This is a genomic window from Fusobacterium mortiferum ATCC 9817, assembly GCF_000158195.2.
GTDB lineage: Bacteria > Fusobacteriota > Fusobacteriia > Fusobacteriales > Fusobacteriaceae > Fusobacterium_A > Fusobacterium_A mortiferum.
Genome location: NZ_GL987988.1, coordinates 425,262 through 445,202, shown reverse-complemented (window position 1 = coordinate 445,202; position 19,941 = coordinate 425,262). Strand labels below are relative to the sequence as shown.

Sequence of the window (19,941 nt, the reverse complement as noted above, 5' to 3'; positions counted from 1 at the left end):
CTATGTTTTATTATAATTTTACTGGAGTAATATTCCAAATCTCCTCAGCATACTCTTTTATAGTTCTATCAGATGAGAATTTTCCAGCATTAGCTATATTTTTCAACTGTTTTCTAGCCCAGTCCATTCTGAAAGTATACTCTTTATTGATTAATTGTTGAGTTCTTCTATACGCTTCATAATCCTCTAATACAAAGTATTGGTCAGCTTGATGCCAAGGAGCATTTTCCATTAATGATCTGTGAATAGTTCCATATACTCCATTTCCTAAGTCACTGAATGTTCCATCTACTAAAGAATCAACTATTTTCTTAAGCCCTTCTACACAATTATATGGAACATGTGGGTCATATCCATTTGCTCTCATCTCTTCTACTTCTTTTACTGTAAGTCCAAAGATATAGTTATTTTCTTTTCCAGCTTCTTCTACTATCTCAACATTTGCCCCATCCATAGTTCCTAAAGTTAAGGCTCCATTTAACATAAATTTCATATTTCCTGTACCTGAAGCTTCTTTTCCAGCTGTTGAAATTTGTTCAGATATATCTGCTGCTGGGAATAGTTTTTGTGCCACTGATACTCTATAGTTTTCTACAAATACTACTTTTAATTTAGAGTTTACATCTGGATCTTTATTTATCATTTGTGCTACTTCGTTTATTAATCTGATTATTCCTTTAGCTACAAAATATCCAGGTGCTGCTTTAGCTCCAAATATATATGTTACTGGAGTAAAGTTCATGCTAGGATTTAATTTTAATTTATTATATAGCCCTATGATTTGGAATATATTTAATAGTTGTCTTTTGTATTCGTGTAATCTTTTTATTTGTACATCAAAGATAGAATCTGGATTTATCTCTATTCCTTGAGTTCTCTTTAAAAACTCTGCAAGTTCTACTTTTTTCTCATGTTTTATATCTAAAATTCTTTTTAAAACTTTTTCATCATCTAAATAAGCTTCCAATTTTTTTAATTCACTTAAATCAGTTATCCAAGCATCTCCAATTAATTCAGTGATTAAACTAGCTAATTGTGGGTTAGATTGTAATAACCATCTTCTTTGTGTTATTCCATTTGTTTTATTTAAGAATTTTTCTGGATATAATTCATACCAATCTTTTAATTCTTTATTTTTTAAGATTTCAGTATGTAGAGCAGCAACCCCATTTACTTTATGGCTTCCATAGATAGCAAGCCAAGCCATATGAATCATATTTCCATTGATTATTCTCATTCTATCTTGTCTAGCTTTATCTCCAGGGAATTTTTGCTCTAATAACTCTCTTAATTGGTTATCTATTCCTTGAGTTATTTGATAAACTCTTGGTACAACTTGCTCATATAATCCTACCCACCATTTTTCAAGAGCTTCTGCTAATATTGTATGGTTAGTATAAGCAAAAGTTTTCTCTACTATGCTCCAAGCTTTTTCCCAAGATATTCCTTCAATATCTATAAATATTCTCATCAATTCTGGAATAGCTATAACTGGGTGTGTATCATTTAATTGGATAGCTGTAAATTCTGCAAATTTATCAAAATCATTTCCATGAACTTTTTTATATCTTTTTACTATATCTTGTAATGATGCTGATACAAAGAAGTATTGTTGTTTTAATCTTAACTTTTTACCTTCATCAGTTGAATCATTTGGATATAGTACTCTTGAAATATCTTCAGCTAAAGTCTTTTGTTGAGTTGCATGTAGATAGTCTTGCTGATTGAATTTTCCTAAGTCTAAGTCTACTAATGAGTGTGCTTCCCAAAGTCTTAAAGTATTTATATTATTAGTTCCATATCCAATTATTGGCATATCATAAGGAACAGCTCTTACACTTCCATCTCCAAATGTAACTATTACTTCATCATCAGGTCTCATTACTGACCATACATCTCCATATTTTAACCAAGTTTCTGGTTTTTCTATTTGATATCCATCTCTAAACTCTTGATTAAATATTCCGTTTCTATATCTTATTCCATATCCTTTTCCTGGTAGGTTAAGAGTAGCTAATGAATCTAAGAAACATGCTGCTAGTCTTCCTAATCCTCCATTTCCTAAAGCTGAGTCCTCTTCAGCATCCTCTACTTTATTGTAGTCTATTCCTAATTCGTCGAATAGCTCTTGTACCTCTTTTAACATCCCAAGGTTGATTAGGTTGTTTCCTAATGCTCTTCCCATTAAAAACTCTGCTGATAGATAGAAAGCTTGTTTTTGCTTTTCATAAAGCTTTCCTGTGTCATACCAGTTATCAGCAATATTTTCCATTACGGCTTGCCCTAATGCTCTATAAATTTCAAAATCTTTAGCTTCCTCAAGCTCTTTTCCAAAACTTACTTTTAAGTTTCTTTCAATTTGTTTTCTTAATACCTCTTTTTCTACTCTCATTCCTCTTACCTCATTAATATTTTATTTTATCTATTAAATAATTTTGTTATCTCTTTTAATCTCTCTTTTATATCTTCAGTTAAATCTTTTTCCTGAAGTCTCCATTTCCAGTTTATTCCAACTGTAGATGGAGTATTCATTCTTGCAAAACTTCCTAATCCAAGTAAATCTTGCATCTGAATTATTACCATTTGGGCATCTGAGCTCCAAAGAGTTTCTATTCCTCTCCACTCTATTGGATTCCAATAATTTCTGTCTCTTTCCAAGAGCCATTTTTTAAGATACTCATCACATCTATTTTTAGTTTCTGGACTTAAATTTTCATACCAACCGACAACAGTATCATTATCATGTGTTCCCATATATGCTACACAATTTTTTTCATACTTATGCGGTAAGTAATCATTATCCTCATTATCAAAAGCAAACTCTAATATTTTCATACCAGGGTACCCTGTTCTTTTTAGAAGCTTTTTAACTTGTGGAGTCAAAAGCCCTAAATCTTCAGCTATTATTGGAAGTTTTCCCAATCTTTTTTCAATAGTTCTAAATAGCTCTATTCCAGGTCCTTTCTCCCAATGCCCTCTGATAGCAGTTTTCTCTCCATATTTGATACTCCAATATGATTCAAAACCTCTAAAGTGGTCTATTCTTACAATATCATATATTTCAAAACAAAATCTTATTCTATCTATCCACCACTTATAATTATCTTTTTTTAATTTTTTCCAATCATAGAGAACATTTCCCCATAATTGTCCTGTTTTACTAAAATAATCTGGTGGACAACCAGCTACTCTTTTAGGAACTCCTGATTCTGTAAATTGAAACATCTCAGGATTACTCCAAGTATCTGCACTATCTGTTGCAACGAAGATAGGAATATCTCCAACTATTTTTATACCTTTACTATTAGCATATTCTTTTAATCTCTTCCATTGCTTATAGAAAGTATATTGCAAAAATCTATAATATTCAAGCATTTTTTCTTCAATTATATCTTTTTCAAATTTTTTTCTAATTTTATTCTTATAGATTTTACTCCACTGTTGCCAAGGTAATCCGTTAAATTTATCTTTTAGTACCATATATAGAGCATAATCCTCTAACCAATAACTATTTTTATTAATAAACTTTTTATACTCCTCTTTTGAGTCCTCTCTTTTCATAAACTCTTCAAATACTACTTTTAAAAGTTTTTCCTTCTCATATTTTACTTGCTCATAGTCTAAATTATCATCATAATTTATTTTTTTTAAAGGAATAAGATTTTCATCTGCTGTATATCCCTCTCTTACAAATTCTTCCATATCTATGAAAAGAAAATTTCCAGCAAAGGCTGAATAAGATTGATAAGGAGAATCTCCATAACCTGTTGGACCTAGTGGAAGTATCTGCCATAGTTTTTGTCCTGTTTCATTTAGAAAGTCTACAAATTCATAGGCTTTTTTTCCAAAGTCTCCTATTCCATATTCACTAGGTAATGATGATATATGCATCAATACTCCACTACTTCTTTCAAACATCTTTCCTCCTTATACTATAAAATTCCTTTTTTCATGAAGAGTATCTATCTTTATTTTTTCATTAAAAGTCTCCTCATAAATTTGGGCTAACTTTGCCATATATATATCACTATGTATATGCTCCGATATTATATTTATAAATACTTGATTATCAGTATAAAATCCACTGATTTTATCTCCAACTTTTGTCACTACTAAACTTTTATTAAGGTCAGCAACTAACATTATTCTACTAGGATTTTTGAAACTTTCTTTCTCTTTACTTTTATGATATATCTCTATTCTCAATCCCATATTATCTAATTTATTAAAGCAGAAAGCTATTACTCTTACTCCTCTATCTATTGCGTTTTTTAAATCCTCTCTTATCTCCTGTAAATCAAAATCTGTATTAAGATATATTTCTTTTTTAGAGTTTTTTATTATATTCTTCAATGTTGCTTTTATTTTCTCATTATCCTCTAATTTATAGAAATAATTTTCTTTTATTGGATTCTCTATTTTTTTTAAATCCCTTTTTAGGTTTAAGGAGTTTTCAAAAAAAAGTCTCTCTATCTCTTCAAATAGTAATTCTGGGTTTTTAGCTTCATACTCTTTACTACTATTTGGTATCAATAAAATATATCCATTTCTATACATTGTTTCAAGAGATTGGTAAATAGTAGATTTTGATAGCTCTAACTCCTTCGCTAGCCTATATCCATTAGCTTTCCCAATCCTTAATAAAGTTATGTATATTATTGCTTCTGTTTTAGAAAAGCCTACCTTTATTAATCTATTTACTATTTTTTCCAATTTAATCCCCCACATTAGTAGTTTTTTATCGAACTACTATTTTCATTTATCATTATACTCCTTATTTTGTTTATTTTCAAGAAAAAATATATTTTTATAGGAAATTTTGTTTTTTTATAGTTGTGAAAATAAAAAAAACTATGAAGATATTATATTTTTAATATAATAACTCCATAGTTTATATTTTTTTAGCTTAATTTTTGAAGTAATAACTCAGCTATCTTATAAAGAATAAAAACTCCTATTCCACAATATGAAACTAAAAGTAATAATGCTCCTAATCTATTGTCATACACATAATTATCTTCAAGCTCTTTATTATCACTTTTACTAAAATCTTTATTCATTTTTTCTAACTCATCTAATTCTAATCTCTCTTTTACTGTTAACATATTTATCCTCCATTTTAATTCTATAATATTTATTTTTTTAAAATGGAAGTTTTTAATTACGTAATACTCTTTTTTTATCCCAGAGTATTATTCCTGCTAATCCTCGCTCTTTTCGATATCTAAAAAACTTTTCTTTAACTACATAGATAGTTAAAACTGTCAATACCATCTCTATAAGCAATGGTATCATATCTTTGTAGTAATCTACTATAAAGTTGTGATTATCTCCTAATGATAAATCTAATGGTATTATCTCTTGAGGATTAGAATTATTTTCTGCTAAAATTACAATATTTTGTGTAGCTCTGTTTTCTAATAGAGGTGGTTTATTATGAGAGTTAAATAGATTTGTCATCATCAATGAAAATATAAAAATAAACAACATCAATATCTTTTTTAATCTCATCTTTAACACCTCCTCTACTACATTCTACAATTATTTTTCAGTTTTTTAAAATTCTTATTTTATACCGTTGTCATTTAAAAATTTTATCATTTCACTATTTTTATTTTCTTTAGCTATTGAGATAGCATTATCTCCATAAGAAGCATAGTTAGGATTTACACCTAGTTCTAACACTCTTTTTATAACATCAGTAAAGCCATTAGCTACTGCTCTTAAATAAACTTCTCCTAATATATTCTCTCTATTGAGATTTCTCTTTTTTAAATCATAACCTTTTATATTTAAAAGCTCCATTAGATTCTTCTCGTCATAGACATAGTATATAGGATAGTTACCTCTCTCATCAACCTCTAAAAAGTTTGCCCCTCTTTCATTCATCTTTCTAATGAGCTCAGGATTCCCAACTATTCCACTCCAAAACATAGCACTCCAACCATTTTTATCCTTCAATTGAAAATCTATATTTTGAGTGATAATATATTCAGAATAAGATATAGGCTTATTTTTTAAGAAGTAGATAAATAGTGGCTCCCCTTGATTATTTAAGACATTTAACTCAGCTTTATCCTCACAAAGTTTTTTTAAAGCATCAAAGCTTCTTACATAAAAAATTGGAGTTTTTCCAAAGTTATCCCTTTTATTTTTATCAATATCCTTATTTAATAAAATATCTATTGAATTTAGACTATTATTTTCTAATGCTATTACAAGTAGATTTTTTCCATCACTATTTTCATAATTTAATGGAAAACCATCTATTAAATATTTATTTAATCTATAAGCATCATCTAATAATATACTACTATATACTTGCTCTATTGTTGGGATAGTACTCTTTTTTTGAAAAAGAGTACAACCACTTAATATCACTATTAGAGTAAGAAAAATTATACCTTTAAAAATACTACTCTTCATTTCTCTTTTCATATTTTCTTCTCTCTCCCTCTTTCAGATATTTCTTTCTTAATCTGATGTTCTCAGGAGTTACTTCTACAAGCTCATCATCAGCTATATAATCCAATGCTTGCTCTAAAGTAAATTTTCTAGGTGGAGCTAATTTTACAGCATCGTCACTTCCTGCAGCTCTCATATTTGTAAGTTTTTTAGTTTTACATACGTTTACTACAAGGTCATTCTCTCTGCTGTGCTCTCCAACTATCATTCCCTCATATACAGGAATTCCTGGGTCTAAAAATAGAGTTCCTCTATCTTGAATATTGTTTAATGCATAAGCTACAGTTACTCCTGGCTCAGTTGCAATAAGTACTCCTCTACTTCTTGTAGGAATCTCTCCCTTATGTGGCTCATAATCGTAGAAAGAGTGGTTTAATATTCCTGTTCCCTTTGTATCTGTTAAGAATTCATTTCTAAATCCAATAAGTCCTCTTGCTGGTACTTTGAACTCTAAACGAGTATATCCATCAGTTCCAGGTATCATAGATACCATTTCCCCTTTTCTTATACCCATTTTCTCAATAACTACTCCTGTGTAGCTATCATCTACGTCTATAAGTGCCATCTCAATCGGCTCAAGTCTCTTTCCATCTTGCTCTTTCATAAGAACTCTTGGTTTAGATACTTGAATTTCAAATCCTTCTCTTCTCATATTCTCTAGTAATATAGAAAGTTGAAGTTCTCCTCTTCCTTTTACAACAAATGCATCTGGAGTATCAGTTGCTTCTACTTTCATACTTACGTTAGTTTGTAACTCTTTTTGAAGTCTTTCCCAAATATGTCTTGAAGTTACAAATTTTCCCTCTTTTCCAGCAAATGGAGAATCATTTACCATAAATGTCATAGCTAAAGTTGGCTCATCTATATCTATTAATGGTAGAGCTATTGGCTCATTTACATCAGCTAATGTCTCTCCAATATCTATATTATCTATACCAGCTATACAAACTATATCTCCAGCATGTGCCTCTTGAATCTCTACTCTTTTTAATCCTTCATATCCATAAAGTACAGAGATTTTTCCTTTTATCATCTTTCCATCTCTTTTTATAAGCATAACATCTTGGTTTCTTCTTACGATACCATTGTGGATTCTTCCTACTGCTAACTTTCCAACATAGTTATCATAAGCTATGTTTGTTATTAAGAATTGCATAGGTTTATTGTCGTCTCCCTCTGGATCCTCTACATGCTCAAGGATAGTTTCAAATAGTGGAGTCATATCAGAACTTTCATCTTCTAAGTTTCTCTTAGCAAATCCACCTTTTCCTGAAGCATATACAACTGGGAATTCAAGTTGTAAATCATTAGCATTTAATTCAATAAATAGCTCATAAACCATATATAATACATCTTCTGGTCTTGCATTTGGTTTATCCACTTTATTTACTACAACTATTGGTCTATGTCCTTGCTCTAAAGCTTTTTTAAGAACATATTTAGTTTGAGGCATTGGTCCCTCAAAAGCATCTACTAGAAGTACAACAGAGTCAACCATTTTCATAATTCTTTGTACCTCTCCTCCAAAGTCAGCATGTCCTGGAGTGTCTACAATGTTGATTTTGTAATCTTTGTATCTAACAGAGGCATTTTTAGAGAAGATAGTTATTCCTCTCTCTCTTTCAATGTCGTTAGAGTCCATTACTCTCTCTTCTACTTTTTCTAATTCGTGAGAACCAAAAGCTCCCCCTTGTCTTAAAAGACAGTCCACTAGTGTTGTTTTACCGTGGTCAACATGGGCAATAATTGCTATGTTTTTTATTTTCATTATTCTTCCTTCCTTTAGGGTTAAAAATATTTATACCCTTTTAATAAATTGTTATTTACATTTGCTAAACCTAAGAATTTATTTTGACAATAAACTCTATATCTACCATTTGGACTTTGATGTCTGATAGTATTTCCGTTTAAAAATAGAGTAAGATTTTTCCCCTCTTCAATCTCTAGTTGAGGGTAGGTAAAAAACTCTTCTACACTTTGAAGAAAGCTACTATTTCCTTCATTGTGTAATCTCTCTATATCCTCAAGAGTAAATGCTTTATCTATACTAGAATCTCCTACCTTTTCTCTAACTAATGAGTTCATAGTAGCTAGAGTCCCTAGCTCTCTTCCCATATCATCTATTAGAGAACGTATATATGTTCCTTTCGAAACACCACATCTAATTTTTCCCTTTACTCCATCAAACTCTAAAACTTCAATAAAATCAATATGTATATCTCTAGCTTTTCTCTCTACCTCTATACCTTTTCTTGCTAAGTCATAGAGCTTTTGTCCATCTACTTTAAGAGCTGAATACATAGGTGGTATCTGCTTTATATCCCCTATAAATTTTTTTAAAACTATATCTAGCTCATCTCTAGTGGCAGACTTTTTCTCTGATTCTTCTATAGTTTTACCCTCTATATCATAGGTATCTGTCCTATACCCTAGCTCAAAACCTGCAGTGTATATTTTAGAATATCCCTCTATATCTTGAACTAATCTAGTAGCTCTTCCTAAACACACCACTAAGACTCCTTCAGCTAACGGATCTAGAGTTCCTGTATGTCCTATTCTTTTCTCTTTTAATACTCTTCTCAATACTCTTATCACATCAAAAGATGTAATTCCACTAGGTTTATTTATATTGATTATTCCTTCCAAACTTTCAACTCCTATATTAGAACTATTTCATATTGTACCATATATTACTGATTTTTAAAATAGTTTTTTATTCTATCTAACTATTTTTCTACAATTCCATATCTATTGCTTGGGCTCCACAATAAGTATTGATTTATTCCTAAATCCTCTAAAGCTTTTACCTGAGCTTCTATCTCTTTTTTACCATAAGGAATATATCCTTTTACCCACTTAGCAGTAAAAGCTTGTAACCAAGGTCTGATTTGAGATGGATAAGTTAAGTTATAATTTCTATTTATTCCATCTAATGTTGTATGATAGATAGTCTTATATGGCTCTGCATCAGGTACAGGTATTCCATACACTCCCCTTCCATAATGGCTAGGATATGCCATAGGAGAGATTACGTCTACCTCATTACTTATTACTTCCCAGTGCTGTCCAAGCCCCATATCATCATCTGAACTTGGTACTTGTCCATAGATATCTGCTGATATATATACCTCTAATGGTTCTAACTCTTTTCTAGCATATTTTAGATATTTTTGAATAGTTTCTGGTTTTGATTCCCCAGTACTATTTCTATAATCTAATTCCTTATCAAGTTTCCCTCCATTTGAAGCTGGAAATCTCACATAGTCAAACTGTATCTCATTAAATCCAACCTTAGCAGCTTCCTTTGCCACAGCTATATTGTATTCCCATAGATATCTATCATGAGGGGATACCCATATTACTCCATCACTATTAGTGAAAGGTTTTCCAGTAGCTCTCTTTATAATAGCTTTGTCTGGATGCTTTGCTGCATAAGTAGGATCTTTAAAAGATACTATTCTAGCTATTGCGTATATATTGTTGTCTTTTAATTTTTTTATAAAAGCTTGTATATCATTTATAGGATATCTCTTATCATTTTTACCTATATACTTTAATTCTGCCTCTGTTTTAAATAACATCTTTCCAAAATCCTCTTTGACATCTATTACAAAGGCATTTATCCCTGTTCTCTTAGCTAGCTCTATCAACTCATCCATTCTTTTTGTTGATGAAGCTGTATTTACTGTTAAATATATCCCTTTAACATCAATTCTAGGATTATTTACATACTCTTTTTTAGGGACAGGAGTAAAATCTATATTTTTTAAGTTAGATGGTATTACCTTATGTATATCCTCAGTCAAGCTTCCTGTTCTTATCCATCCTTCTCTTATCTCATTATTTTTTCCATAAGTTATTCTTCTCCAATAACTTTTTTCAATATTAGTTTTTGTCTCATAAGTCCCATCTTCTTTTTTTATTTTTATTTCCTTTGGAGTTTCTACTATTTTTTCTTCTAAAACTTCCACCTTTACTGCTTTTTTCAAGCTATCCTTTTGTATTTTTCCATCAGGTTCAGCATAGATAGGAGTTTTAATATTTATCGTATAAGCAAAAATCTTTTTAGGTGCTTTTTCTGGTATTTTTATCTCCTTTAAAGGTAGTACCTGTTCCTCTTGTTTTTCAACTACATTTACATCTGTTGCTTGTTTATTTATATCTTGCTCTACCATAATATTTGTATTATTTTTACCAATGTCTCTAGTTATTCCAGCTGTAGTAGTAATAGTTACTATATATAGTGCTATGACTCCAAGTATGCTAATCATAAATTTCTTATTTTCTCTCATATTATCTCCCTTTTTGTTATACTATACTCTGATATTTTATACTATTTTTCAAAAAATATCTAGTTTGAATTTTCTATAATATAAAAAGAGAAAACTCTACTTTTACCCATTACTATTTAGCACTGAGTACTGCAGTAAAATTTTCTCTTTCTACTTCATTTTTTTATTAACTTCTATTATTTATTTACTTTTCTTTTTTCCTTTGGCTGCTTTTTTCTCTACAACTGGATTCATTTTTTCTAATAAGTTTTTACCAGGTTTGAATTTTGCAACTTTTCTTGCAGCAATTTTCATAGGCTTTTTAGTTTGTGGATTGATGCAAGTTCTTTCTGCTCTCTTTGCTGCTTCAAATTTTCCAAATCCTATAAAAGCTACGCTATCTCCTTTTACTAATACCTCTTCAAGTGTTTCTAAGAAAGCCTTTGTTAATTTCTCAGCTTCTACTTTTGTTTTTAACTCTGCTTTTGCTCCAAATAATTCTACAAATTCCTTTTTTGTCATTTGAAATCACTCCCAATCATTTATTTGTTGCCCTTACTATTAAAATAGCACGTTTTTTCAATAAACACAATACTTTTCTTAATTTTTTTATTTTTTTCTCTTAATAAATAGCTGTACCCAATAATTTTTACCATTTTTATCTTGAGCAAGCCCTATTCCTGTTTCATCATAAGCTGGATTTAATATATTTCCTCTATGACCTTTAGACTCTATCCATCTATCAGCTACAAACTCGGGAGTATCATGCCATCTTGCAATATTTTCTGCAGCAGCACTATATCTTATCCCTTTCTCTTTAATAAGATTAAAAGTCATTCCAAATTTTTCACTGTTATGTGATAGCTTTTCTTCCTTTGCCATATCCTTTGCTTTAACTATTGCTATTTTATTTAATTCCTTATTCAATTTTAATGGCTTCAGCCCACTCTCTACTCTGAAATTATTAACTTTTCTCAAAATTATATCTTGATAATCTTCAGCATTTATATAGAGAATATTCAAAAAAAATAATAAGATTACAATAAAAACTTTTTTCATTTTTACACCTCTCTTTTTATTTTCTATTATACCATCTTTTTTTAAGCTTTTGCACTCTTTCTTTGTTTGACTTTTAATTTTCTACATTATATAATTTATTTATAGAAGTATTTATAAAAAAAGGAGAGATTATGTATAGTGTTGATTTTGGTTTTCCTGTACTTGGAGCTACTGTTCTTGATACAGGAATTAACTTTGGTATCTATTGTAAAAATAAAAAAAACGTTATTCTAAATATATATGATTTTGCCCACAATACAGAGCCAACACTCTCTTTGAAGTTAGATGAAAAGATTAATAAAACTGGGGATATTTGGCATATTTTTCTAAGGAGAGCTAAAGAAGGAGTAATATACTCTTGGAAAATAGATGATTCTCCTGAACTTTTAGACCCCTACGCTTTTTCATATACCAATCACAAAGAGTGTAAAAATAAAAAATCTATCGCTGTAAAAAAAGAACTTTTTAAAGAGAGACATCTTGATACTCCAATGAGTGAGAGTATAATATATGAAGTCCATATTAAACTATTTACTCAAAATTCTAACTCTCTTGTAAAGTTTCCTGGAAAATATAAGGGATTTATGGAAAAAATTCCTTATTTAAAAGAACTAGGAATTACAGCAGTAGAGTTTCTCCCTGTATATGAATGGGATGAATATACTGGTAGGTATGATTCACATAATAAGGTTTTAGAAAATGTATGGGGATATAATCCCATTAGCTTCTTTGCTCCTACAAAAAAATTCTCTAGTAAAAAAAATCTAGATAGTTTTGATGAAGTTGTAGAGTTAAAAGAACTTATTAAAGAGTTACATAAAAATGGAATAGAAGTCATTTTAGATGTAGTATATAACCATACTGCTGAAGGTGGAAATGGTGGTCATCTATATAACTTTAAAGCTATGAATAAAAGTGGATTCTATATATTAGAAAAAGATGGAGAAAATTATACTAACTACTCTGGCTGTGGTAATACATTTAATTGTAACACTGTAATGAGTAAGGACATTATTCTAAACTCATTAAAATATTGGTATCTTGATATGGGAGTTGATGGATTTAGATTTGACTTAGCACCTATCCTAGGAAGAGATGAATATGGACAATGGGGAGGTCAATCTATACTTAATGAGATAGCTCAAGATCCTATTCTATCCCATTGTAAACTTATCTCTGAAAGCTGGGATTTAGGTGGTTACTATGTAGGAGACATGCCTGCTGGATGGAGTGAATGGAATGGAAAATACAGAGATGTAGTTAGAAAGTTTATCAAAGGAGATTTTGGGCAGATTTCAGATTTAGTTAAGAGAATTTCAGGAAGCCCTGATATTTTTAAAAGAGGAAACCGTTCTCCATACAACAGCATTAATTTTATCAGTTGCCATGATGGATTTACTCTCTATGATCTAGTTAGTTACAATACAAAACATAATTTAAATAATGGAGAAAATAATAGAGATGGAGAAAATCATAACAACTCATACAACTGGGGAGAAGAAGGAGAAACTAAAAATACAGAAATCTTAAATCTAAGAAAAAAATTGATTAAGAACTTCTTCCTTATTCTTATGATTTCTCAAGGAACTCCTATGTTTTTAATGGGAGATGAATGTGGTAGAACACAACATGGTAATAACAATGCCTACTGTCAAGACAATAAATCAACTTGGCTTGATTGGGAAAGAGCAGAAGAGTTTAAAGATATCTACAATTTTGTTAAAAATATGATTAAACTTAGAAAAAGTTATTCTATCTTTAAAAAGGATAGTTATTGGGAATGTGATGATTGTAAGGCAAGTGATGTTATCCTTCATGGAACTAAGCTTCATTCTCCAGATTTTTCATATCATTCCTTAAGTATAGCTTTTGAATTAAAGGATATAAACAGTGATACAAAATTCTATATTGCACTAAACTCTTACTATGGAGATTTACAATTTGAATTACCCCCTCTTGAAAAAGGTAAAAAATGGTATGTACTTGTAGATACTTCTAAAGAAGATAAATATAACTTCTCTAATACACCTACTCCAGTAGATAAAAAATCTTACCTTGTTAAATCAAGAAGTTCAATCATTTTAATAAGTAAATAAAAGTAAAAAAGAGAGATCATTTTATATAGTGACCTCTCTTTTACTTTTTTAATCTTTATTTCTTTCATATTTTCTTATCATCTTTATTCCTTAAAACTATCATACCACTTTTCCAATTTATCTCAGATATTATTCCCTCTTCATAATGACTTATCTTACTTATACCATCTAATTCTCCTTCACTGTTATAGGATTCTTCTATTAAAAATACTCCGCTATAATACCTAACTCTTCCAAAGAAAATCTTTCTATTATAATATAATTTCTTTTCTATTAGCTTCAAATATTTTCCACTATTAATATCAAATATAATTTTATAATTACTATTATAATTGTTTTTAAGTTTTGTTATAGTATCTCCTTTTTTAGAAAAATATTCAATATATTCCTCTTCATTAATATTATCAACAAGCTTTCTAAAAAATAATTCTCCAGTGGAATAATAATAAGTAACCTCTTTTACATTATTACTATATACTATTTTTCTTTCTATTTTTCCATTATCATAAAATTTTTTTTCTATTCTAATTGATATATTTTCTTTATTTTCCACTTTTCTAATTCCTACTTTCCATTTTAAAATATTTTTTCCTTATTATATATTTTTTTTAATTTATTTTGGGATAACTATTTAAATGAAAATTCTTATTACCAATATTATTACTTTTTACTAAAAATTTTCCATAAATATTCATTATCCCGTACTCGTTTCCTTTTTTAAAAAATAATTGTCCAGAAGCTATTTCTGTTATTTCATCTACATCTATTTTTTGAGCTGTTTTTAAATTTGAAGTATAATATACTCCCTCTTTTTTTAAGATTACTCTTTTCTTTTCTCCTAAAAATATTTCTTCATATTCAAAAGGTAATAATACCTTTCCTTTCTCATCTATGACTCCATATTTTCCTTTTTTTACTATTGCTACTCCATCTTTAAAATTTGTGGCTTTTGTATATTCAAGTGGAATTACCACCTCTCCCTTTCTATTTATATATCCATAGCTATCTTTTTGAATTAAAATAGGTGTTGAAAAATTAATATTTCCAACACTTTTTAAATCTTCAATTTTTTTATTATTTCCATCAAAATTAATAAAATAAAGAATATACTTATCTTCATCACTAATTAAAAATATATTTTTTATATTTGTTTTTTCTATATTTTCTCCTGCTAATTTTTTCTGAAAATATATATTTTCTATCCTAGTTTGGAATTTTTTATTTTCATAAAAAATAAAACTACACACTGCTAATAATAAAAAAAGAATATATAATTTTACTTTACTTTTTCTTTTATTTCTCATCGACATCATTTTACCTTCCCCTTTCCTTTAAAACCAAAAGAAAAAGCTGAAGTTTTGAAATCACTCCAGCTTTTCTTATACTAAACTTATATCATATTCCCATTTATTAATGATATAGTCTTTTGTAAAGTCAAAATCTTCCCTAGATGCTCATATTATCCCCACTATTTTGTATTATTAAAATATAATAATCCTTTTTAGAAAAATTTATTTTTCTTGAAATTCTATCTCTACTCTTCTATTTTTAGCTCTTCCAACTTCTGTTTCATTATTCCCTATTGGATTGCTTGCTCCTTTTCCTAGTATCTCATACTCTGTATCACTATTTTTTACCTGTTTTTTTAGCTCTTCTGCTACTTTAGTTGCTCTTTCTAAAGATAGTTTTTCATTATAGCTTGATTTACCTACATTATCTGTATATCCCTCTATTTTTATTTTCCCTTTTAGATTATCTCTATTTATTTCTTCTGAGAACTTTTCAATAACTTTTTTACTATTATTATTTAACTCGGCTTTGTCAAATTCAAAGTAGCTCTTTGTTCTTAGAGTTATACTACTATCTTTTTTTGAACTTGAAACTATATTCATTGGATTTAAATCATTTAATGTATTAAATCTATATCCTATTCCAACTCCTACTCTCCAGCTTCCTTCATTTTTATGTGTGTGATTATCTTGGCTTACTTTAAATGGAACATCATAACTTACTTTTGCTCCTAACATAACTCCAGTTTCTAGCTCTATGTCATATTTTATTCCAACACTTACATTATCCTTTGTTTTTTGCGGTACTAATATATCAAAACTATTTCCTCCAAAGTTTCCTGTTAAGTTATCCTCATCTGCTCCTGATAAAATTCTTGTATAATTTACTCCTGCTGTTAAGTTATGTTTTCCTTTTTCTGTTACTATCTCTTTTCTTAAGTCTAATCCTACATTTCCTGATAATGTATCAAAATCTTTTCCATCTACTTCTAAAGCCAATGCCTTATCTTTTGATTCATTTATACTCTCTTGTTTTATATAGTCATAACTTACTCCTACTTTAGGCTCTAGGAATAATCCCTCTGTTAGCTCTTTAGTATATTTTCCTTCAGCATAGATATTTAATCCTCTATCAGAATAATTTTCCTTATAACTATCACTCATTGTATTTCTATGACTATCCCAATCACTATATTGGATTCCTATTCCTGCTATTCCTCTAAATGCACCTTTATCATGTTTTACATATCCACCTAAATATGCAGAATTTCCTTTTAAATCTGATGTTGCAATATCTACTTTATTATTATTTCCTCCTAGCATTAGTCCTACTGATGTACTATCGCTTATACCTTTTTCTATTTGTCCATAAGCCCCTGTCATCTTACTATCTACTTTTGTATCTGCACTACCTATATCAAATCCATGATAATTTTTACCATAATATTTATCTGTTCCTTCTCCATTATTATGAGTAAGTCCACCATATGTTATTATCTCTCCATCTTTAGCCTTGAAGTTATTTTCTTTTACAATATCTCCAAAAATATTCATTGATTTTCTACTTGCTTCTGCTGAGAATGAATAAGGAGTTTCAGTATACACTTGTTTTAGATAAGCAAGTAAAGTTACCATTTGTTGTTCATCTGTTACTGCAGTATAATTTCCTTCTGGAGTAAGATTTGGATTTAGATATAGAATCTCTTTCAACTTATCAAAGTTCTTATCTCCACTTGTATATACTCCTTTATATATATCATTTAATTTAATATATAATTTCTCATCAACAGTAGTATCAATATCTATTGAGTATAAATCTTTTTCCCCTTTAATTACTACTGTTTCATTTTCTTTATCTATCTCTGCACTATCTAGTATTGAGTCTGTCTTAATCCATACATTTTCCTCATCAAATTTTGTCCCTGAGAAATCTATTACAGAGTCTACCCCTAAACCGTTAGTAACTATATTGAATACTCCTATCTTATCTTTATCTATTGGTGTTCCTGTTTCTTCAATACTATCTCCTGGTTTTAAGCTTGTAGTTCCTGTTATAGTTCCATTAAAATCATTTAAAGCATGTCCTGTTATCTTTCCACTTTCATCTTTTTTACTTCCATCAACTCTTAAATTAAGTTGATTTCCCTCTGCAATTTTAATTTCTCCAGTTCCTGTAACCTCAGCTGTTTCGTAAAGAGTAACATCACTATTTTGTGCTAACTCAATATTACTAAAATCCGAAATTTTATTGAAAATACTAATACCAGTAGCACCTTCAAAAATTAATTTATCTTTATTGGAAGAATTACTTCCTATTAAATCTCCATTTATCAATACATTATCTTTAATTTTTAAAGTACTTTCTTTTGAATTAGATAAATCAATATTTCCATTTAGTATAGAGTTATTACTTATTTCTACCTCTGTTTTTCCATTACTTCCATATAAATTTCCATTTAATGAACTATCTGATATTACAACACTATTATTACTGTCAGTTGTAGTTTCAATAAAAGCAATATCTCCATTTATTAGTGTTTTTTCAGTAAAGTTTAAAGCTGAGTTTTCTTTTCCTTCTACTGCTATATATTTCTTAGTAGTATCTTCTGAATCTCCTCTCAATCCTCCACCATTTATGATTGTTCCTTTTCCTGTAAAATTACTGTTTGAATCTACAGTTAAAGCTACCCCATAAGAGTTTAAGATAGAGTTAGATAGCTCTAAATCTTTATCTACTTCAAGTCCTTTATTAACTCCATTGATAATAAGTTTATCTGTCTTATCCAATGTTGATGATAATAATGTTTTATCAAATTCTTTTTTAGATGCTTCCTCTTGAGTTAAAACGTTCTTTATCTCATAACCCTTTAAACTTCCCTCATCAGTTATTGTTCCACCAGTTCCTACAACAACCTCTGTTGCATTGGTATTATCATCTAATTTTACTCCTAATCCTTGTCCTATATATTTTTTTATTTCTTCGTCAGTTAGTTCATTTTTATTTTCTTTGTTAGTATCTTGAGTTTTATTAACATAAACTAGATTTTTCCCAGCTAAAATTCCATAGTTTTTAATATCAAGAGTTACATCCTTATTTTCTATTCCAGAATTATTAACATTTGCTCTATCTAAATATATAGCACTGTCTTTTCCTAAAACTACTCCGCTATTTTCAATATTAAAATCAGCTTTTATATCATAACCACCCCAATAATTATAAGAATTATAAGCTGATAAAGTAGGAAATAATGTTATCCCATTCCCAAACCCTTTATATGTATTTTTTTCATCTTCTTTTTTATCTGAGTTTCCAGATATTAGTCCACTATTAGTTATATCTAATCTATTTTCTATTAACTCTGACATATAGTTTATACCAGAACCATCATGTTTTGCAAATCTACTCTCTGTAAATTTAATTTCCCACCCATTAATATCATGAGTATTAAAAATTCTATCTCCTTTATAGTATCCCTTTATCATTCCGCTGTTTTTTATACTCATTTCAGTTGAATAATTATGATTAGTAGTACTTGATGTTGTTAAAAAAGCTAAATATGCGATACCATTTCCATTTCCATAGTAATGTGATGTCCTATTAATTTCATCTGTTAAAGCATCATATTTAGCATTTCCAGAAATTACTCCATTACTACTAATCTCTATTGGTATTCCAGTTTCAGTTCCTCTTCTATCACTCTCTTCTCTGTCAGAAAAAAATATTCCGTTCCCTGTCCCATCATAAAGTGGAGCAAATATTGAGTTTAATATTAATTTATCAGAATAAACATTTTCTGCCTGACTTTTTCCAGAAATTACTCCACTATTATTTAAATTGAAGTTATAAAGTTCCCGTGTTACTATTCCATTTCCATGTTCAGCTCCTTTAACTTCAATGTAATAATTTTTACAGTATTCTTCATCAAAATTTTCTTTTGAATTTACTAATATACTCTCTCCTGTTATTTTCCCAAAGTTATCTACTTTTTTTAAATTCATCACAGCTATCCCATTTCCATCAAAAAAACTATAATCAAATAGTGGAGTATATATTTTTCCTCCTATCACTCCATTATTTTCTATTTTGTCTATGCTTCCTTCAAAAACAGACATCACTCCATTTCCATTTCCACTACCAAAGGCTACATAAAAACGTTTGAGCCCTTCAGCTACTACTCTGTTTACAGAATAATTTCCTAAAATTATTCCATCATTATAGACATTTAATTTTTTATTTATATTATTAGCATTAGCTCTCATAGGGTAATCTTTTAAAATACCATTTCCTGAATAAAAGTGGTCTGAACCAAGTTCTTTGGTTGTAAAATTACCTGATATCATTCCACTATTCTTTACTAAAATATCTAAATCAAGTTTCAAATCATCTGGAGCATAAAGAACAATACCATTTCCCCATCCCATAGTTACAAATAAATTACCTAAACTAGTATCTCTAAAGTATTTAACATCTAAATTTCCTTTTATAATTCCAGAATTATTAATTTCAGTATTAACTAAACTTTTTTCTAATATACCATTTCCTCTTTCATCTATTGGGATATTCTCACCATATATTGGGATATTCTCAGACATTTTTTCACTTAATTTTCCTAATATTAATTTATCATTTTCAATCAAAATATCATTTGAACTTACTATTGAAGATAAACTAACACTTCCTGTAATTAGAAAACTAACAACTACAGCTAAACTAATTCTAATCTTTCTTTTTAAGTACCTTTTTAACTCTTTTTCCATTTT

Annotated in this window: 15 protein-coding genes; 1 reads left to right on the top strand and 14 read right to left on the bottom strand. The window is 29.1% G+C overall.

What is annotated here, in order from left to right:
• Positions 1 to 10 precede the first annotated feature (10 nt).
• The 11 genes from FMAG_RS03130 to FMAG_RS03080 all read right to left on the bottom strand — a co-directional run bounded on the left by FMAG_RS03130 (position 11) and on the right by FMAG_RS03080 (position 11,795).
• Positions 11 to 2,392 (bottom strand): glycogen/starch/alpha-glucan phosphorylase, encoded by a 2,382-nt coding sequence (locus FMAG_RS03130; RefSeq protein ID WP_005883938.1) that lies wholly within the window; start codon positions 2,390 to 2,392, stop codon positions 11 to 13.
• A 26-nt stretch (positions 2,393 to 2,418) separates the two neighbouring features.
• On the bottom strand, positions 2,419 to 3,918 hold the full coding sequence (malQ, locus tag FMAG_RS03125; protein WP_005883936.1) for a 4-alpha-glucanotransferase: 1,500 nt from the start codon (positions 3,916 to 3,918) through the stop codon (positions 2,419 to 2,421).
• A gap of 9 nt (positions 3,919 to 3,927) precedes the next feature.
• On the bottom strand, positions 3,928 to 4,713 hold the full coding sequence (locus FMAG_RS03120; protein WP_005883934.1) for a TrmB family transcriptional regulator: 786 nt from the start codon (positions 4,711 to 4,713) through the stop codon (positions 3,928 to 3,930).
• 188 nt (positions 4,714 to 4,901) lie between these two features.
• Positions 4,902 to 5,105, bottom strand: coding sequence for a hypothetical protein (locus tag FMAG_RS03115; protein ID WP_005883932.1), 204 nt, complete (start codon positions 5,103 to 5,105; stop codon positions 4,902 to 4,904).
• A gap of 52 nt (positions 5,106 to 5,157) precedes the next feature.
• Entirely contained in the window at positions 5,158 to 5,511 is a 354-nt protein-coding gene (locus FMAG_RS03110; protein WP_005883930.1) for a hypothetical protein, read from the bottom strand.
• Between the two features lie 54 nt (positions 5,512 to 5,565).
• Positions 5,566 to 6,438: an ankyrin repeat domain-containing protein gene (locus FMAG_RS03105; RefSeq protein ID WP_005883928.1), complete on the bottom strand. Its 873-nt coding sequence runs from the start codon at positions 6,436 to 6,438 to the stop codon at positions 5,566 to 5,568.
• A complete protein-coding gene (gene typA, locus FMAG_RS03100; protein ID WP_005883926.1) occupies positions 6,416 to 8,233 on the bottom strand; it encodes a translational GTPase TypA in 1,818 nt (605 codons plus the stop codon). The genes FMAG_RS03105 and typA overlap by 23 nt, the downstream gene beginning before the upstream one ends.
• Positions 8,234 to 8,253: 20 nt before the next feature.
• Entirely contained in the window at positions 8,254 to 9,111 is an 858-nt protein-coding gene (truB, locus tag FMAG_RS03095; protein WP_005883924.1) for a tRNA pseudouridine(55) synthase TruB, read from the bottom strand.
• A gap of 80 nt (positions 9,112 to 9,191) precedes the next feature.
• Positions 9,192 to 10,757 (bottom strand): putative glycoside hydrolase, encoded by a 1,566-nt coding sequence (locus tag FMAG_RS03090; RefSeq protein WP_005883922.1) that lies wholly within the window; start codon positions 10,755 to 10,757, stop codon positions 9,192 to 9,194.
• Between the two features lie 180 nt (positions 10,758 to 10,937).
• Positions 10,938 to 11,258: an HU family DNA-binding protein gene (locus FMAG_RS03085; RefSeq protein ID WP_005883921.1), complete on the bottom strand. Its 321-nt coding sequence runs from the start codon at positions 11,256 to 11,258 to the stop codon at positions 10,938 to 10,940.
• Positions 11,259 to 11,345: 87 nt separating this feature from the next.
• The gene (locus FMAG_RS03080; protein ID WP_005883919.1) at positions 11,346 to 11,795 is read right to left on the bottom strand and encodes a CAP domain-containing protein; all 450 of its coding nucleotides are present in this window, start codon (positions 11,793 to 11,795) and stop codon (positions 11,346 to 11,348) included.
• 131 nt (positions 11,796 to 11,926) lie between these two features.
• On the opposite strand from FMAG_RS03080, the gene FMAG_RS03075 reads away from it, so the two are divergent.
• A complete protein-coding gene (locus tag FMAG_RS03075) occupies positions 11,927 to 13,891 on the top strand; it encodes a glycogen debranching protein (protein ID WP_005883917.1) in 1,965 nt (654 codons plus the stop codon).
• Between the two features lie 64 nt (positions 13,892 to 13,955).
• On the opposite strand, the gene FMAG_RS03070 is transcribed toward FMAG_RS03075, so the two are convergent.
• The 3 genes from FMAG_RS03070 to FMAG_RS13215 all read right to left on the bottom strand — a co-directional run bounded on the left by FMAG_RS03070 (position 13,956) and on the right by FMAG_RS13215 (position 19,938).
• The gene (locus FMAG_RS03070) at positions 13,956 to 14,444 is read right to left on the bottom strand and encodes a hypothetical protein (protein WP_005883915.1); all 489 of its coding nucleotides are present in this window, start codon (positions 14,442 to 14,444) and stop codon (positions 13,956 to 13,958) included.
• A 55-nt stretch (positions 14,445 to 14,499) separates the two neighbouring features.
• Positions 14,500 to 15,204: a WG repeat-containing protein gene (locus tag FMAG_RS03065; protein ID WP_005883913.1), complete on the bottom strand. Its 705-nt coding sequence runs from the start codon at positions 15,202 to 15,204 to the stop codon at positions 14,500 to 14,502.
• 198 nt (positions 15,205 to 15,402) lie between these two features.
• Positions 15,403 to 19,938, bottom strand: a complete 4,536-nt coding sequence (locus FMAG_RS13215) for an autotransporter domain-containing protein (RefSeq protein WP_005883911.1) — start codon at positions 19,936 to 19,938, stop codon at positions 15,403 to 15,405.
• Between the last annotated feature and the right edge of the window lie 3 nt (positions 19,939 to 19,941).

Coding starts and splice junctions, on each gene's coding strand:
- FMAG_RS03130 (WP_005883938.1), bottom strand. CDS start 2,392: ATGAGAGTAGAAAAAGAGGTATTAAGAAAACAAATTGAAAGAAACTTA.
- malQ (WP_005883936.1), bottom strand. CDS start 3,918: ATGTTTGAAAGAAGTAGTGGAGTATTGATGCATATATCATCATTACCT.
- FMAG_RS03115 (WP_005883932.1), bottom strand. CDS start 5,105: ATGTTAACAGTAAAAGAGAGATTAGAATTAGATGAGTTAGAAAAAATG.
- FMAG_RS03110 (WP_005883930.1), bottom strand. CDS start 5,511: ATGAGATTAAAAAAGATATTGATGTTGTTTATTTTTATATTTTCATTG.
- FMAG_RS03105 (WP_005883928.1), bottom strand. CDS start 6,438: ATGAAAAGAGAAATGAAGAGTAGTATTTTTAAAGGTATAATTTTTCTT.
- typA (WP_005883926.1), bottom strand. CDS start 8,233: ATGAAAATAAAAAACATAGCAATTATTGCCCATGTTGACCACGGTAAA.
- FMAG_RS03090 (WP_005883922.1), bottom strand. CDS start 10,757: ATGAGAGAAAATAAGAAATTTATGATTAGCATACTTGGAGTCATAGCA.
- FMAG_RS03085 (WP_005883921.1), bottom strand. CDS start 11,258: ATGACAAAAAAGGAATTTGTAGAATTATTTGGAGCAAAAGCAGAGTTA.
- FMAG_RS03080 (WP_005883919.1), bottom strand. CDS start 11,795: ATGAAAAAAGTTTTTATTGTAATCTTATTATTTTTTTTGAATATTCTC.
- FMAG_RS03075 (WP_005883917.1), top strand. CDS start 11,927: ATGTATAGTGTTGATTTTGGTTTTCCTGTACTTGGAGCTACTGTTCTT.
- FMAG_RS03065 (WP_005883913.1), bottom strand. CDS start 15,204: ATGATGTCGATGAGAAATAAAAGAAAAAGTAAAGTAAAATTATATATT.
- FMAG_RS13215 (WP_005883911.1), bottom strand. CDS start 19,938: ATGGAAAAAGAGTTAAAAAGGTACTTAAAAAGAAAGATTAGAATTAGT.